Raw genomic sequence first — 15,099 nt, 5'->3', positions numbered from 1 at the left:
TCTCTTGGTGTCGTGTGTTCTTGCGTTGTGTGTCTCGTCCGCGCTGCGCCGCGTCCGCTTACTTGAGCCCGTTGGCCAACTGGTAGGGCCTGGTGGCGAAGAGTTCGTCCGTGATGTCGCCCTTGACCAGCCCCGACTCGGTGAACACGGCATGCTGGCGCTTGAGCGTGGCGATGTCCGCCGGCTCGAACGCCACGCGATTCATCTCGTTCCACAGGCTGACATAGGTCCTGGCGTCGTCTTCCGGCAGGTTGGCTTTCTTCCGCAGGATCTGCACCACCTCTTCGCGGTGCGTGTTGCCCCACGCCAGCGTGTCGCGCAGGCTGGCGATGACGCGGGCGACCACCTCCGGCTGCTTCTCCGCCAATTCGGCGCGCACCGCGCCAACGCCGATATAGGGCACCGCATCGGAGCGGGTCAGCTTTTTCCATTCCTCGGCGAAGCTGCTCAGCCGGCGCACCGGCAGTTCGTCGCCCAGCTGGGCCACGGTGACCGAGCGCAGCGCGGCGCCATCCACCTGCTTTTGCGCCAGGAACTGGGCGAGGCGCGATTCGTTGCCGCCCACCAGCGAGAAATCCGAACTCTTGATCTGGTAGTTGCCGGCGAGTATGGCCCCCGCGATCACGGCCACCGAGGACCCCGCGGGCGACATGCCGATCTTCTTGCCCTTGAGCTCCGCGAGCGTGCGGATCGGCGAGTCCTTGGGCACCACGAACTGCACGTCCGCTGGCTGGGTCGCGGCGAAAATGCGAATCGGCACGCCCGAGGCGGCGGTGCCGAACACGCCGGCCACCGGCGCCCCGAAGGCCAGGTCGATCGAGCCGGAGGCCAGCGCGCGCAGCGGCGCGTTGACGTCCGGGAAATGCACGAACTCGGCGTTGATGCCGCGCTTGGCGAGGAAGTCCTTCGATTCCAGCACCGAGCCATAGCCCAGGCTGACGCCGCTGGTCCAGTAGCCGATGCGCACGGTATCCGCGGCGCGAGCCGGGCCAGCCGTGATGGCGGACGCGGCGATCATTGAGGTGGCGGCCAGGGCCGCGGCGAAGAGCTTGCGCACGATGGTTATCCTTGTGGGACGGGAAATGGTGTCAGGGCGGGCGCCGGACGCGACGGAAACTTCCATCGGAACAGCCACCGCTCCAGGGGTTTGAGCGCGCCGCCTTCGAGCAGCAGCATCAGGGCGACGAGCAGGACGGTCCAGGCGAAGACCTGGTCGGTCTGCACCAGGTCGGCGGCCTGGCGCAGCCGGTAGCCGATGCCACTGGACGCGCCGATGGTCTCGGCCACCAGCGACACCCGCCAGCCGAAGCCGAAGGCCAGCCGGGCACCGGCGAAGAAGTGCGGCAGGATGGTCGGGCCGTAGATCTTCAGCAATATCCGGGCGCGCGACATCCGGAAGCTGCGCGCCAGGTCCACGTACTGCATGTCCACGGTCTGCGCGCCTTGCCAGACGTTGGTCAGGATCAGCGGCATGGCTGTCATGAAGACCACGAAGATCGTGGTTGCGTCGGAAATGCCGAACCAGATGATGGCGAATATCGCCCAGATGGCGGAGGAAACGGTATTGAACAGCGTCAGCAGCGGCTCGAAGAATCGGGCGAGCACGCGGCTGGCGCCCAGCGCGAGTCCCAGCAGCGTGCCGATGACGGTGGCGATGGCAAAACCCAGCATCACGCGCTGGCAAGTGGCCGCCACGTCCTGCGCGAAGGTATCGCTGTGCCATAGCGATACCAGCGCCAGGGCCACCTTTCCGGGGCCGGGCAGGACGAACGACGGCAGGCGTGCCGCGCCGATCCACCAGGCCAGCAGGATGACGCCGGCAAGCAGCAGGCGCTGGGCCAACAGGGTCGCGAATCTCCTGGGCATCGTAGTCTTTCTCCTTCAGGGTCTGGACCGCAGTACGCGGATCTGCTCGGCAACCGCGGGGGAGGTCGGCACGCGCGGCCGGGCCAGGCGGTCCAGCGCAATCACGTCGATCACGCGCCCCGGCCACGCCGCGAGCCGCACCACCCGGTCGGCCAGGACGACGGCTTCCTCCATGTCGTGGGTCACGAACACGACCGTCATGCCGCTGCCTGCCTGGATGCGAAGGAGTTCGTCATGCATCTGCGAGCGCGTTTGCGGATCGAGCTTGGAGAAGGGCTCGTCCATCAACAGCACCGACGGCTCCGCCGCCAGGCTGCGGGCCAGGGCCACCCGGCTGCGCATGCCGCCCGACAGTTCGTGCGGCCATGCGCCGGCATGCGATTCGAGGCCGACCAGGCGCAGCATCTCGCGGGCGCGCGCATGGCGCGCGGCGCGGGACAGATTCGTGCCTTCCAGGCCGAAGGCGACGTTGTCGCGCACGCTTCGCCACGGCAGCAGGCGGTCTTCCTGGAACATGTAGGCGATACGGCGCCAGTCGGCGATCTGCGCGGCCGGCACGCCACCGACCGTGAAGCGCCCCGCGTCCGGCGCGAGCAGGCCCGACAGGATGTTGAGGAGCGTGCTCTTGCCGCAGCCCGAAGGACCGACCAGCGCCAGCACTTCCCCGGTGCGCACGGTGAGGTCGATGCTCTCCAGCACGGTGACGGCGCCGAAGCGCTTGGCGACGCCCGCGGTTTCGAGGGCCGGTGCCGGGCCGGCACGCAGCAGGGCATCGGGCAATGTTTCGGGCACGGCGATCATTTGCCATCCCTCACCGCCAGCAGAGGCAGGTAGGTGCCCGCCTGCGACAGGCTGGCGTAGACCTTCTCCAGCGTTTGCGCGCGGAACGTCTCGATATGGCGGCGCGCAATCGTCTCCGCGGCCTTTTCGTCGTGGTCCTCGAAGGCCTTGATCATGGCGTTGTGGTCATGCTTGATTTCAGGCTTGACGCGCTGCACGTTGAACCCGAGCGCAACCAGCCGGGACATTTCATCCATCAGTCCGGACAGCGTGCGCAGCAGCCGCTCGTTGCCCGTCGCCGTGGCGATGGCGAGATGAAACTGCTTGTTGGCATCCATGAAGACATCGATGCGGTCCGGCAGCGGCCCCACGTGCTCCACCCGGCAGGCCGCCTCCAGGCGGTGCAGCAGGCGGGTGTCGACGCGGCGGGTCGCCAGCCGGGCGGCCATCGGCTCCAGTTGCACGCGCAGCGCGAAGACCTCCTCCACATCCTTCACCGTGATCGGTGCGATCTGGTAGCCCTTGCGCGGGCGGGATCGCACCAGGCGCTCGTGGGCCAGGCGCGTCAATGCGATCCGGCAACTGTTCTTGCCGAACCCATAGGCAGCCATCAGCTCCGCTTCGGTCACCGTGGCGCCCGGCATCAGGCGGCACGACAAGATATCGCGCCGGATGCTGGTGTACGCGGCCAGGCCCTGGCTGCCCGCATCGGTGTCGTCCCGCGACGCGGGCATGGCGACGCGAGCGGGCCTCGCTGGCAGATCAGTCATTCCGGTCATTGCGGTCATTGGCGTGCAGCTCCCTGACTTGTGAGCGGCTTACAGATTGGCACTGCGGCGCCCACGGTGAGCAGCAAAGCTTAGTTCCGCCGACAGGGGCGGCCAACGAAGTTTTTGTCAAAAGCACATCTGTTCGCCGCGTGGTCTGGGCCGCCCACCACGCATTGGCCGCGCGCCGGCTGGGCGGTTCAGCTAGGCAGGTCAGCTGGGCGGCCCAAGTGCCGCGCCGGCTTGATAAACATAGAGAAAATGGTCAGTTCGCCAGAACGGCCGGGACTCGTAGCATTCGAAATTCTGTCCGCCGTCCTGGAGCCGCCGTGTCGCATCGTCCTGTGTTCTTTTCCCCATTGGCGTGGAGTGCGCAATGAGCAAGATTCCCGCTCCCGTGCTCGATCATGTCGTCATCAACGTCAAGGAGCAGCTCGACGACGCGCTGGCCATCTATCGCAAGCTCGGCTTTGCGCCGACCGAACGTGGGCACCATTCGCTCGGCAGCAGCAATCACCTCGCCATCTTTGGCGAGAACTACCTCGAACTGCTTGGCTACGAGACCGGCAAGACGATCCAGCGTCCAGAGGTAGTCGAAGCGCCGCTGGGTCTCACGGGTCTCGTGTTCAAGACCACCGACTCGCTGGGACTGTATGACGCGATCCGCGCCGGAGGCCTCGCGGTCGAGCCGCCGGCCGAGTTCGGCCGGCCGGTCAACCTTCCCGATGCGGTGCGGGAAGCGCGCTTTCGCACCGTACGCCTTGGCGTGGAACTCGTGCGCAACGGCCGTACCTTCTTCTGTCACCACTTCACCCCTGAACTGGTCTGGCGCGACGAATGGCGCGCGCATCCCAACGGGGTCACCGACATCGTCGGTTTCGTGATTGCCTCGGCGTCGCCGGAGCAGACAGTCGCGCTCTATGAAACGCTGTTCGACCGCAAGGCGGTATCGGCTGCCGAAGCCGGTGGCCGCGTCTTCCAGGCGGGCCGGGCGCGCGTGGAGTTCGTGACGCCGGCGCAGGCCGAGCGGCGCTTTGGCCCGGTCGCCACGACCGACGACGGCAGCGAACGCAATGTGGCGCTGATCCTGCAGACCAGTTCGCTCGCGCGGCTGCGCGCCACGCTGGCGGAGAATGGCGTGCCGTCGGCCACGCTTGCCGATGGCTCCGTGCGCGTGCTGGCCGAGGACGCGTTCGGCGTCGCCCTGCAGTTCGTGGAAGAGGCCGCGCGATGAGCACGGAGCTCGACTACTGGCACTATTTCGCCACCGGCTACGTGGCGGCTCGCGAACGCTTCCGCGAGGCGGCGTCCCGTGCGGAAGCCGAGCAGACCACCCATGCGCACCCGACCGCCAGAGGCCCCGGCGGCGAGGTGTTGAGCATCGACGTGGCCCGCATAGGGGCGGAGAGCGCGCCTCGCCAGCTATTGGCGATCAGCGGCACGCACGGTCTTGAAGGCGCCGCCGGGTCGGCGGTGCAGGTGGCCTGGCTGGCGACGGCGGCGCGGCAGCTGCCGGCCGGCGTCGCGGTGACGCTGATCCACGGGCTGAACCCATACGGCTTTGCCCACGCGACCCGGACCACGGAGAACAACGTGGACCTGAACCGCAACTTCGTCGACCACGATGCGCCCTATCCCGGCAATGCCGACTATGCCGAGCTGCACGAGCGGCTGATTCCAGGGCATTGGGACCGCGATGCTCTCGCCGACGCCGTCCTTGCCACCGGGGCATTCCGGGACAGGCACGGTGCCGACGCGCTGTTCAACGTGCTGGCAAGCGGCCAGTACACCCACCCCGAGGGCCTGGTGTATGGCGGCAACGGGCGGGAATGGTCCAACCGCGTGCTGCAGCAGATCGTCGACGCCCAGCTGGCGCAGGCGGAACGCGTTGGTTTCATCGACTGGCACACGGGCATCGGCGACTATGCCGAACCGTTCTTCCTCTGCTTCAACGAGGAAGGCAGTGCCCTGCAGCGGGAAGCCGCGCGCTGGTGGGGCGGGGACCGGATCTTGCGCCAACGGCCCCATGGCCTCGCGCGTCCGAACTACCAGGGACTCGTCTTCAACGGCGTCGAGCGCTTCCTGGGCGGGCGGCCGATGATAGGCGCGGTGGTGGAGTTCGGCACGCGCGGACCGAATACGTCGCTGTCCACGCGGCTGGATCAGTGGTTGCGCTTCAAGGCGCCGCTCGCGCCCGATGCGCAGCGCGACGCGCTGTTGCGCGACGACCTGCGCGACGCGTTCGTGCCGTACTCCGCGGTGTGGCGCCGCAGCGTCGTCCGCCACGGCCTGCAGATCACGGCGCAGGCGCTGGACGGGCTCGCCGGCTGGCAATAGGCCGATCGCCAGGCGGCAGGGCGGCGAGCCCGGTTTCTCTCTTTCCTTCTCATCCCCATCCTATGAAAGCCATCGTACTGCGCGAGCATGGCGGCAACGACAAGCTGCGGCTCGAAACCGAATTCCCCGACCCGGTTGCAGGCCCCGGCGAAGTGGTGCTGCGCGTCGGGGCGTCCTCGCTCAACTATCACGACGTGTTTACTCGCCGCGGCATGCCCGGCATCAATCTGCCATTTCCCGTCATCATCGGCCTGGACGTGGCGGGCGAGATCGCATCGGTCGGGCCCGGCGTGACGGACTGGCAACCGGGAGATCGCGTGCTGGTCGATCCCATCGACCGGGTAAACGGCGGGCTGGTCGGCGAAACCATCCACGGCGGGCTGGCGGAGCTATGCCGCGTGCCGGAGCACCAGTTGATCCGCCTGCCGGAAGGCGTGAGCTACGACGAAGCCGCGGCGCTGCCGGTGGCCTACGGCACGGCGCTGCGCATGATGAATCGCGTGGGGCAGGTGGCCGCGGGCGAACGGGTGCTGATTCTCGGCGCCAGCGGCGGCGTGGGGGTCTGCGCCGTGCAGCTTGCCAAGCTCGCGGGAGCGGAGGTCATTGCCTGCGCCGGTTCGGCGGAGAAAGCCGAACGCCTGCGCGAACTCGGCGCCGACCACGTCCTCCTCTATACGGAGGAGGACTTCCTCACCGCGATCCAGCAGAAGTTCGGCAAGCCCGCCCGCCGCCGCGGCGCCGCCAACCGGGGCGGCGTGGACGTGGTGGTGAACTTCACCGGCGGCGATACCTGGGTCAGGTCGCTGCGCGCCTTGCGCCTCGGCGGGCGCCTGCTGACGTGCGGCGCGACGGCCGGCTTCGATCCCAAGGAAGACATCCGCTATATCTGGACCTTCGAGCTGCAGATCCGCGGCTCCAACGGCTGGGAGCGCGAAGACCTGCACGAACTGCTCGACCTCGTCCAGCGCAAGCGCCTGCGCGTCCTGATCGACCGCAAATGGCCGCTCGCAGCGGGTGCCCAGGCGCTCGCCTCGCTGGAGAACCGCCAGGTGACAGGCAAGGTCCTGGTGGGCGCATGAGCACGCTTCTCACGCAAGCGCAGATCCAGCGCGCCTTTGACGATTCGCCGTTCATCGCCTCGCTGGGGATGACGGTGACCCGCGTCGACCATGCGGCGCAGACGCTCACGGTGAGCGTGCCTTTCCAGCCCGGGTTCGAGCGCGGCGCCGGCACCGGCCAATGGCATGGCGGACCGCTCGCCGCGATCATCGATACGGTGGGCGACTTCGCCGTCGGCATGCTCGCCGGCCGCGGCCTGCCCACCATCAACTTTCGCGTCGACTACCTGCGTCCGGCAATCCAGACCGATCTGGTCGCGGTGGCCACCGTCCGGCGTCATGGCCGCAGCGTCGGCGTGGCCGACGTCGAGCTGCTCAACGGGGAGGGCGTCCTTCTCGCGATCGGACGCGCCAGCTATTCAACATTGCCGGCCGCCCGGTAGCGGCACCGCAACGCATGCATGATTCGGAGTGTTCCATGAGCAAGATCACGGGCCTGTCCCGACGTTCGTTTCTTACCAATACGGCCGGCACGATGCTGGTCGGACTGGGCATGCCCACGGCCGCATGGGCCGCGGCGGCGCAGGCCCGGCGCGGCGGCACCTTGGTGGCGAGTTGGGGCGGCCTGGAGCCGCAAGCCCTGTTCGTGCCGGGCGGCGGCGGGTCGAGCCCGTTCCAGACCTCCACCAAGATTCTCGAGCGCCTGCTCAAGATCGACAGCCAATTGTCGTTCCAGCCGGTGCTGGCGACCGAGGTAAATGCCTCGGCCGACTTCAAGACCTACACCATCAAACTGCGCCAGGGCGTGAGCTGGCACGACGGCAAGCCGTTCACTTCGGCCGACGTGGTGTACAACGTGCAGGAACACTGGAAGCCGATTTCGGCCGGCATCGCCCTGAAGGCGCTGCAAACGGTGGAGGCACCCGATGCCTACACCGTGAAGCTGATCTTCAGCAAGCCGGTGCCCGAGTTCTTCCTCAAGTCCGTGCTGGCCGGCCAGTACCAGCTGGTGGTGCCCAGGCACCTGTACGCGGGACGCGACCTCATCACCAATCCGCTCAACAACGCGCCGGTGGGTACCGGGCCCTGGAAGTACGGGCAATGGGTACGCGGCAGCCATGTCGAGTACAAGCGCAACGAACAGTACTGGAACCGTGGCGAGCCCTACCTGGACAAGCTGATCGTGCGCTGGTGGGGCGACCCCGCGTCGCGCGCGGCGGCGTTGGAAACGGGCGAGCTCGGCCTTGCCTACTCGAATCCGGTGCCCGCGCGCGACGTCGCGCGGCTGCTCAAGACCGGCAAGGTCGTCGCCGATACCAAGGGCTACGAGAACTCGGCATGGACGGTCACCGCCGAGTTCAACCAGCGCCGCGAGATCGTCAAGCGCCGTGAAGTGCGGCAGGCGATCCTGCACGCCATCGACCGCAAGTTCATCGTCGACACAATCTACTTCGGCCGCGGCAAACCGGCGGTGTCTCCGATCTTCCGCAGCAACCCGATCTTTTTCACCGACGATGTGCCGAAGTATCCGTTCGATCCGAAGAAGGCGGAGGCGCTGCTCGACGCCGCCGGACTGCCTCGCAAGAACGGCAGCCGTTTCACGATCAATCTGCTGGCGGCGGCATGGTTCGAGGAAAACGCCAAGCTTGGCCAATACCTGAAGCAGGCCCTGGAAGACGTCGGCATTGCCGTTCGCCTGGACTCCGTCGACCGCGCCACGGCACTGAAACGGATATACGGCGACTACGACTACGATATCGCCGTGTCGAATTTCACCGCGCCGCTGGAACTGGTGCCGGTCGTCACGCAGTTCTTCACCAGCGACGGCATCGTCAAGGGCGCCGCCTTCCGCAACGCCACCGGCTACTCGAACCCGGCCATGGATGCGCTGGTCGAAAAGCTCAGCATCGAAACCAATCCGGAACTGCGCAAGAAGCTCGCGCACGAGTTCGCGCGGCTGGCGTCGACCGACGTGCCGATCGTGCCGCTGGTCGAGATCGAGTCGTTCACGCTGGCGGGTACGAAGGTGCGCGATTTTTCCACCGGCGCCAATGTCCAGGGCGAATCCCTGAACGACGTGTGGCTGGCGCAATGAGGGTGGGGCGAACATGGTAGCGCGTCTGCTGTTGCGCCGCCTGCTGCAGGCCGTGCCGCTGGTGCTCGGCGTGGTGGTGCTCAATTTTGTCCTGATTCAGCTGGTGCCCGGCAGCTTCCTGGACGTGATGACCGCCGAGCAGCAGGTCACGGACCCCGCCCTGATCGAACGGCTGCGCGTCACCTACGGCATGGACAAGCCGGTGTGGCAGCAACTGCTGCACTATATCGGCGCCGTCGCGCACCTGGACCTCGGCTACTCGTACCGCCACAATCTCCCGGTGTTCGACGTGATCGCGGCGCACCTGCCCGCCACGCTGATTCTGATGCTCAGCAGCATCGCGATTGCGGTGCTGGTGGGCGTGACGGCGGGCATCGTCGCGGCGGTCAAGGTCAATACGTGGTGGGACACGCTGGTCTCGGTCGCCGCGGTGGTGTGTTTCGCCGCGCCCAGCTTCTGGCTCGGCATCATGCTGATCGTGCTGTTCTCGGTGAGGCTCGGCTGGTTTCCGGTGGGCGGCATGACGACGATCGGCGCCGACCTCGGCCCGCTCGGCACCGCGCTGGACATCCTGCGCCACCTGGTGCTGCCCGCCGTCACGCTGGGTCTTTTCTACGCCGCCACCTATGCGCGGGTGATGCGCGCGTCGATGCTGGAAGTGCATCGCAACGACTTCGTGCGCACGGCCTACGCGAAGGGCCTGACGCGCGCCCGCGTGATCGTCGGGCACATGGTGGGCAACGCCATCCTGCCGGTGGTGACCTTGCTTGGCCTGCAGATCGGCGCGTTGCTCGGCGGCAGCATCGTCGTCGAAGCGGTGTTCAGCTGGCCCGGGATCGGCGGCGTGCTGTTCGACGGCGTCATGAGCCGGAATTATCCGGTGGTGCTGGGCATGCTGTTGCTGTGTTCCGTGTTCGTGGTGGTCGCCAACGTCGTTGTCGACATCCTCTACACGCGGCTCGACCCACGCATGGCGAAGGAGATCCGATGACGGCCGCCGGTTCCCCGCTGGCGCCGGCGGACACCGGCCGCATTGCCGGCAGCGGCGCATGGCGCCAGTTCGCGCGCAATCGCGGCGCGATGCTGGGCGCGATCATCCTTCTCGCCATCGTGGCGGCGGCGCTGTGCGCGGGCCTGTGGTACCCGGCCAAGCCGCTGCGCATCGTGGGGGCGCCCGAACTATGGCCGTTCGAATCGCGGCTGTTCCCGCTCGGCACCGACTCGCTTGGCCGCGACATGGCAGCCATGCTCGTGCATGGCGCCCGCGCCACGCTGCTGGTAGCCGTCGCCGCCAGCCTGGCGGCGACCGTGCTCGGGGTGTTGGTGGGCGCCGCGGCAGCCTGGTTCGGCGGCTGGATCGACGAGATACTGATGCGCGTCACCGAGCTGTTCCAGATCATCCCCAATGTGGTTTTCGTGCTGACGGTGGTGTCGATACTCGGGCCCCATATCGAGAACACGACCATTGCCGTGGCGCTGGTGTCCTGGCCGGGAATCGCGCGCCTGACGCGTGGCCAGTTCCTGTCCTTCAAGGGCCGCGAGTTCGTGCAGGCGTGCCGCACGACCGGCCTTGGGCCTTGGCGCATCGCCTTCGGCGAGATCCTGCCCAATGCTCTGCCGCCCGTGCTGGTGATGGGCTCGCTGGTCGTCGCGGGCGCGATCCTCTACGAGTCGGTGGTGTCCTTCCTCGGTCTGGGCGATCCCAATGTCGCCAGCTGGGGGCGCCTCATCGGCGAGGGCCGCACCTTGATCCGCACCTCCTGGTACATCTGCGCGGTGCCGGGCCTCGCCATCATGCTGGCGGTACTCGCGCTGAACCTCATCGGCGACGGTCTCAACGACGCGCTCAATCCGGCGTTCCGCCGGCGCTAACCTCATTCTTCCACATCCCATGACACGGCAATGGACCAATCTCGGCGACCTGATCGACCGCTCTCTCGATCTGACCTCGGCCGCCATCGTCGACCTGCGCGACGCCGCGCACCCCCGATCGTATTCGCATGAGGAGGTCGACCGGCTGGCGAACGGCGTCGCCGCGGCGCTGCGCGCGCGCGGTTTCCCTCCCGGCGCGCATGTCGCCATTGCGTCGCTGAACCGCGCCGAATACCTGATTGCCTACTTCGGCATCATGCGCGCCGGTCTGGTGGCCGTGCCGGTCAATATCAAGCAGTCGGCGGAGGTGCTCGACTTCGTGCTCGACGACGCCGACGTGGTCCTGGCCTTTGTCGACCGGCAGCGTCATGACAGCCTCGCGGCGCGCGTGCCGGTAATCGACTTCGACGACGGCGGCCCGAGCGGCTTCGCCGCCGTGGTCCGGCCCGCGGACCTTGCCGCGGTGGTGCCGGATGCCGGGGCCGTCGCCCAGATGCTGTACACCTCCGGTTCGACCGGACGCCCCAAGGGCGTGCCGCTGACGCACGCAGGCCAGCTGTGGGCGCTGGGCGCGACCTATGCCAAGCCGGCCGGCCCGGAGGCGGAGCGCTATCTGCTCGCGCAGCCGCTGTTTCACATGAACGGCCTGTTCATGGCCAAGCGCGCGTTCTCGACCAACAGCCTGCTGGTCATCCTGCCGTCGTTCGACGTCGAGACTTACATCGATGCGCTCGAGCGCCATCGCATTTCCGTGCTGACCGCGGTGCCGACGATGTTCGCGCGCCTGATAAAGGATCCGGGCCGGCTGGCGGGGCGCGATTTCTCGGCGCTCAAGCGCGTGATGCTCGGCTCGGCGCCGATGAGCGCGGGCCTGCTCGCGCGCATCGAGGCGGCGTTTCCGCAAGCGCGTATCACCCACGGCTACGGCACGACGGAGGCGGGCCCGAGCATCTTCGGCCCGCATCCGGACGGGCTGCCCACGCCGCCGCTGGCGCTCGGTTATCCGCTGTCGCTGGATGCCGTGCGGCTGGTCGACGGGCCGGACGACGACCACGGCGTGCTCGTCATGCGCAATCCCGCCGTCATGCATGGCTATCACCGGCTGCCGGAGAAATCCGCCAGCGTGCTCGCGGATGGCTGGTATTACAGCGGCGACGTGATGCGGCGCGACGAGAATGGCTTTTTCCATTTCGTCGGGCGGGCGGACGACATGTTCGTCTGTGCCGGCGAGAACATCTATCCGGTCGAGGTCGAGAAACTGCTCGAATCGCACCCCGCGGTGCGGCAGGCCAGCGTGGTGCCGCTGCCCGACGAGGAGCGGGCAGCGGTGCCGGTTGCCTTCGTGGTGCTTCAGCCCGGCAGCGATCTCACCGTGGCGGCCCTCAAGCAGCACGCATTGAGGCACGGCCCGGCTTACCAGCATCCGCGGCGCATCGAGTTCCTGGCCGAACTGCCCTGGGCCGGCACCAACAAGGTGGATCGGCATGCGTTGCTGGCGCGCGCCAGCGCCCTGGAGGCAACGCAGGGCTGGAGTGCGGATGCCGCCATCGCGGGAGGTGTCGCACGATGAGCCATGTCGCTGCCGCATCGCAGGACCTGCATCGCAAGGTCGCATTGGTGACAGGTGCGAGCCGGGGGATAGGGCGCGCCATTGCACTGGCGCTGGGGCATCGCGGCGCCACCGTCGCCGTGCACTACCATCGCGCCCTCGCGCAGGCCGAGGACGTGGTCGCCCGCATCGAGGAAGCCGGTGGACAGGCCTTTGCATTGCAGGCGGACCTCGGCGACGCCGATGCCGCGGCTGGGCTGGTCGCCGCGCTGCGGCAGACGCTTCGCCAACGCACGGGCGAGGCATCGTTCGACATTCTGGTCAACAACGCGGGGGTGGGGCTGCGCGCCAGGATCGGGGAGGTGACCGCCGCGGACTACGACCGCGTCATGCAGGTCAACCTCAAGACGCCGTTTTTCCTGATCCAGCAAGCCTTGCCGTGGTTGCGCGACGGCGGGCGCATCATCAACATTTCCTCGATCGGGACCCGCGCCGCCTACCCCGAGATGAGCGTCTACGCGCCGGCCAAGGCCGGGCTCGAAGCGCTCACGCTGCTGCTCGCCAGCGAGCTTGGCGCGCGCGGCATCACCGTGAATGCCGTCCTGCCCGGCGCGACCGCCACCGACCTGAACAAGCGGGCGAGCGATCCGGTTGCGAGCGAGGCGATCGCCAGGACCGTGGCCCTCGGACGCGTCGGGCAACCGCAGGACATCGCCGATATCGTGGCGTTCCTCGCCAGCGCGGAAGGCCGCTGGGTGACGGGGCAGAAGATCGATGCCAGCGGCGGGCAACGTCTTTGAACAGCGAGGCGGATCCGATTCCCATGACTAGGCTTCTTGACGTCCAGGACCTGACGATCGCATTGCCGCCGGGCGCCGATCGCGCCCACGCGCTTCGCAATGTGTCTTTTTCGCTTGATGCGGGCGAGATCCTTTGCATGGTGGGCGAGAGTGGTTCCGGAAAATCGATGAGCGCCAGCGCGTTGCTCGGCCTGCTGCCGGATGGCGTGCGCGCGGCGTCGGGGCGCGCGCTCTGGGAGGGCGGCCAGGACCTGATCGCGCTGCCGGAATCGGAAATGCGACGTTGGCGCGGCAGGCGCATCGGCATGATCTTCCAGGAGCCCATGACCGCGCTGAATCCGCTCAGGAGCATCGGCGACCAGATTGCCGAAGTGTTCCGCACCCACACCAGCTTGTCCGGCAGCGTGATCCGGCGCAAGGTCTGGGAGTTGCTGGACGCCGTGCAGATTCCATTGCCGGCCGCGGCGGCGAAGCGGCTGCCGCATGAATTGTCCGGGGGCCAGCGCCAGCGGGCGATGATCGCCATGGCGCTGGCGCTGGAGCCGGCTTTGCTGATCGCCGACGAACCCACCACCGCGCTCGACGTCACCACGCAGGCGCAGATCCTGAGCCTGATCCGGGAACTGCAGCGGCGCAAGGGCACGGCCGTGCTGTTCATTACGCACGACTTCGGGGTCGTGGCCGAGATCGCGGATCGGGTCGCCGTCATGCGGCATGGTGAAATCGTCGAATCGGGATCGGCCCGCGAGGTGCTCGACAGACCTCGGCATCCCTATACGCGTTCGCTGATCGCGGCGGTGCCTGTGCTCTCTCTCCCCGTTCAGGAGGCATCACCGTCGGATCCGCCCGCACAGGGCAGGTCTGCGGTGCTGTCGATGCGGGGACTCACGAAAACCTACCGTTCGCGCAACTGGTTGCGCCACGCCCAAGGCGCCACGACAGCCCTGCGGGATGTGTCGCTGGATCTTGCTGCGGGCGAGACGTTGGGCATCGTGGGCGAGAGCGGATCGGGAAAATCCACGCTGGCACGCACGATCATGCGGCTGGTGGCGCCCGATGCCGGCGAGGCCCTGTACGGCGGCGTCAACCTGGCCGGACGCCTGGATGGCCCTCGCGCGAGGAAGCTGGCCCTGCATCTGCAGATGGTGTTCCAGGATCCTTTTGGCTCGCTGAATCCACGCCGGCGGGTCGGCGACATCGTCACGCAGGGTCCCATCGCCCAGGGGGTTCCCCGCGACGAGGCCTATCGCCGCGCCCGGGAGCTGTTCTTGCTGGTGGGCCTGGATCCGGATGCGATCATTCGCTTTCCTCACGAATTTTCCGGCGGGCAGCGCCAGCGGGTCGGGCTGGCCCGGGCGCTGGCGCTGGACCCGAAGGTGCTGGTTGCGGACGAACCCGTATCGGCACTGGATGTCTCGGTCCAGGCGCAGGTGCTGAAATTGCTCGGCCGCCTGAAAGCCGAGCTTGGCTTGTCGATGATTTTCATCACGCACGATCTGCGCGTAGCCGCGCAATTGTGCGACCACGTTGCCGTGATGAAGGACGGCATCGTGGTGGAGTATGGCACGCGGAATCGCATTTTCCACGCGCCTTCCCATGCATACACGCGCATGTTGATCGCATCGGTGCCAGGAGCGCATTGGGATCCTGCGGCCTCGGTCATGCGTTCCGATCCACCATCTCCGGCGCCGGAGCGCCATGCCACGGCGGCGAGGCCGGCATCCCGGCAGGCATAGCGCGAATGTCGGATGCCCTGCTATGCACCGCTTCAGGCCGGCAAGGGCAAGCAGGCGCGGGGTTGTCGTATTTGGCCAGCTGTCTCGATACGTCGGCGCCTCGATACGTACTGCCGCCGCTATCTGGCACGGGGCGATCTGGCGATGTTTCCTCGCGTGGCGCTGGAATTCACCAGCTGCGCCGGAATAGGATCTGCCGTGGTCAGCTCGGGGCAGTCCTCAGACCTCAGCCACAGTAT

General features: G+C 67.5%; 14 protein-coding genes. 10 read left to right on the top strand and 4 right to left on the bottom strand.

Going from position 1 to position 15,099, the window contains the following annotated elements:
* Positions 1-58: 58 nt before the first annotated feature.
* The 4 genes from ACWTPI_RS14370 to ACWTPI_RS14355 are packed head-to-tail and all read right to left on the bottom strand — an operon-like array spanning position 59 to position 3,434.
* The gene (locus ACWTPI_RS14370) at positions 59-1,057 is read right to left on the bottom strand and encodes an ABC transporter substrate-binding protein (protein ID WP_454731956.1); all 999 of its coding nucleotides are present in this window, start codon (positions 1,055-1,057) and stop codon (positions 59-61) included.
* 5 nt (positions 1,058-1,062) lie between these two features.
* Positions 1,063-1,866 (bottom strand): ABC transporter permease, encoded by an 804-nt coding sequence (locus tag ACWTPI_RS14365; RefSeq protein WP_454731955.1) that lies wholly within the window; start codon positions 1,864-1,866, stop codon positions 1,063-1,065.
* A 15-nt stretch (positions 1,867-1,881) separates the two neighbouring features.
* Positions 1,882-2,667, bottom strand: a complete 786-nt coding sequence (locus ACWTPI_RS14360; protein WP_020200865.1) for an ABC transporter ATP-binding protein — start codon at positions 2,665-2,667, stop codon at positions 1,882-1,884.
* Positions 2,664-3,434, bottom strand: coding sequence for a GntR family transcriptional regulator (locus tag ACWTPI_RS14355; RefSeq protein ID WP_231401526.1), 771 nt, complete (start codon positions 3,432-3,434; stop codon positions 2,664-2,666). Before ACWTPI_RS14355 ends, ACWTPI_RS14360 begins: the two co-directional genes overlap by 4 nt.
* Positions 3,435-3,789: 355 nt before the next feature.
* Between ACWTPI_RS14355 and ACWTPI_RS14350 the strand changes: the two genes are divergently transcribed.
* The 10 genes from ACWTPI_RS14350 to ACWTPI_RS14305 all read left to right on the top strand — a co-directional run bounded on the left by ACWTPI_RS14350 (position 3,790) and on the right by ACWTPI_RS14305 (position 14,860).
* Positions 3,790-4,647 (top strand): VOC family protein, encoded by an 858-nt coding sequence (locus ACWTPI_RS14350; RefSeq protein ID WP_454731954.1) that lies wholly within the window; start codon positions 3,790-3,792, stop codon positions 4,645-4,647.
* Positions 4,644-5,750, top strand: coding sequence for a M14 family metallopeptidase (locus ACWTPI_RS14345; protein ID WP_454731953.1), 1,107 nt, complete (start codon positions 4,644-4,646; stop codon positions 5,748-5,750). The genes ACWTPI_RS14350 and ACWTPI_RS14345 overlap by 4 nt, the downstream gene beginning before the upstream one ends.
* 62 nt (positions 5,751-5,812) lie before the next feature.
* Positions 5,813-6,829, top strand: a complete 1,017-nt coding sequence (locus ACWTPI_RS14340; protein ID WP_454731952.1) for a quinone oxidoreductase family protein — start codon at positions 5,813-5,815, stop codon at positions 6,827-6,829.
* Positions 6,826-7,251, top strand: a complete 426-nt coding sequence (locus ACWTPI_RS14335) for a PaaI family thioesterase (RefSeq protein WP_020200860.1) — start codon at positions 6,826-6,828, stop codon at positions 7,249-7,251. Before ACWTPI_RS14340 ends, ACWTPI_RS14335 begins: the two co-directional genes overlap by 4 nt.
* 35 nt (positions 7,252-7,286) lie before the next feature.
* Positions 7,287-8,903, top strand: coding sequence for an ABC transporter substrate-binding protein (locus ACWTPI_RS14330; protein ID WP_020200859.1), 1,617 nt, complete (start codon positions 7,287-7,289; stop codon positions 8,901-8,903).
* A 13-nt stretch (positions 8,904-8,916) separates the two neighbouring features.
* Complete coding sequence (locus tag ACWTPI_RS14325; RefSeq protein WP_454731951.1) at positions 8,917-9,894, top strand: ABC transporter permease; 978 nt, start codon at positions 8,917-8,919, stop codon at positions 9,892-9,894.
* The gene (locus ACWTPI_RS14320; RefSeq protein ID WP_454731950.1) at positions 9,891-10,775 is read left to right on the top strand and encodes an ABC transporter permease; all 885 of its coding nucleotides are present in this window, start codon (positions 9,891-9,893) and stop codon (positions 10,773-10,775) included. Before ACWTPI_RS14325 ends, ACWTPI_RS14320 begins: the two co-directional genes overlap by 4 nt.
* A 19-nt stretch (positions 10,776-10,794) precedes the next feature.
* Positions 10,795-12,345, top strand: coding sequence for a class I adenylate-forming enzyme family protein (locus ACWTPI_RS14315; protein WP_454731949.1), 1,551 nt, complete (start codon positions 10,795-10,797; stop codon positions 12,343-12,345).
* The gene (locus ACWTPI_RS14310; protein WP_029043158.1) at positions 12,342-13,124 is read left to right on the top strand and encodes an SDR family oxidoreductase; all 783 of its coding nucleotides are present in this window, start codon (positions 12,342-12,344) and stop codon (positions 13,122-13,124) included. Before ACWTPI_RS14315 ends, ACWTPI_RS14310 begins: the two co-directional genes overlap by 4 nt.
* Before the next feature lie 23 nt (positions 13,125-13,147).
* The gene (locus ACWTPI_RS14305) at positions 13,148-14,860 is read left to right on the top strand and encodes an ABC transporter ATP-binding protein (protein ID WP_454731948.1); all 1,713 of its coding nucleotides are present in this window, start codon (positions 13,148-13,150) and stop codon (positions 14,858-14,860) included.
* Positions 14,861-15,099: the final 239 nt, after the last annotated feature.

The organism is Cupriavidus ulmosensis (genome assembly GCF_977008105.1).
The sequence above is the reverse complement of the archived record's forward strand: the minus strand, read 5'-3'. Positions and strand labels throughout refer to the sequence as shown.

Coding starts and splice junctions, on each gene's coding strand:
- ACWTPI_RS14310 (WP_029043158.1), top strand. CDS start 12,342: ATGAGCCATGTCGCTGCCGCATCGCAGGACCTGCATCGCAAGGTCGCA.
- ACWTPI_RS14340 (WP_454731952.1), top strand. CDS start 5,813: ATGAAAGCCATCGTACTGCGCGAGCATGGCGGCAACGACAAGCTGCGG.
- ACWTPI_RS14345 (WP_454731953.1), top strand. CDS start 4,644: ATGAGCACGGAGCTCGACTACTGGCACTATTTCGCCACCGGCTACGTG.
- ACWTPI_RS14335 (WP_020200860.1), top strand. CDS start 6,826: ATGAGCACGCTTCTCACGCAAGCGCAGATCCAGCGCGCCTTTGACGAT.
- ACWTPI_RS14325 (WP_454731951.1), top strand. CDS start 8,917: ATGGTAGCGCGTCTGCTGTTGCGCCGCCTGCTGCAGGCCGTGCCGCTG.
- ACWTPI_RS14360 (WP_020200865.1), bottom strand. CDS start 2,667: ATGATCGCCGTGCCCGAAACATTGCCCGATGCCCTGCTGCGTGCCGGC.
- ACWTPI_RS14305 (WP_454731948.1), top strand. CDS start 13,148: ATGACTAGGCTTCTTGACGTCCAGGACCTGACGATCGCATTGCCGCCG.
- ACWTPI_RS14355 (WP_231401526.1), bottom strand. CDS start 3,434: ATGACCGCAATGACCGGAATGACTGATCTGCCAGCGAGGCCCGCTCGC.
- ACWTPI_RS14330 (WP_020200859.1), top strand. CDS start 7,287: ATGAGCAAGATCACGGGCCTGTCCCGACGTTCGTTTCTTACCAATACG.
- ACWTPI_RS14315 (WP_454731949.1), top strand. CDS start 10,795: ATGACACGGCAATGGACCAATCTCGGCGACCTGATCGACCGCTCTCTC.
- ACWTPI_RS14365 (WP_454731955.1), bottom strand. CDS start 1,866: ATGCCCAGGAGATTCGCGACCCTGTTGGCCCAGCGCCTGCTGCTTGCC.
- ACWTPI_RS14350 (WP_454731954.1), top strand. CDS start 3,790: ATGAGCAAGATTCCCGCTCCCGTGCTCGATCATGTCGTCATCAACGTC.
- ACWTPI_RS14320 (WP_454731950.1), top strand. CDS start 9,891: ATGACGGCCGCCGGTTCCCCGCTGGCGCCGGCGGACACCGGCCGCATT.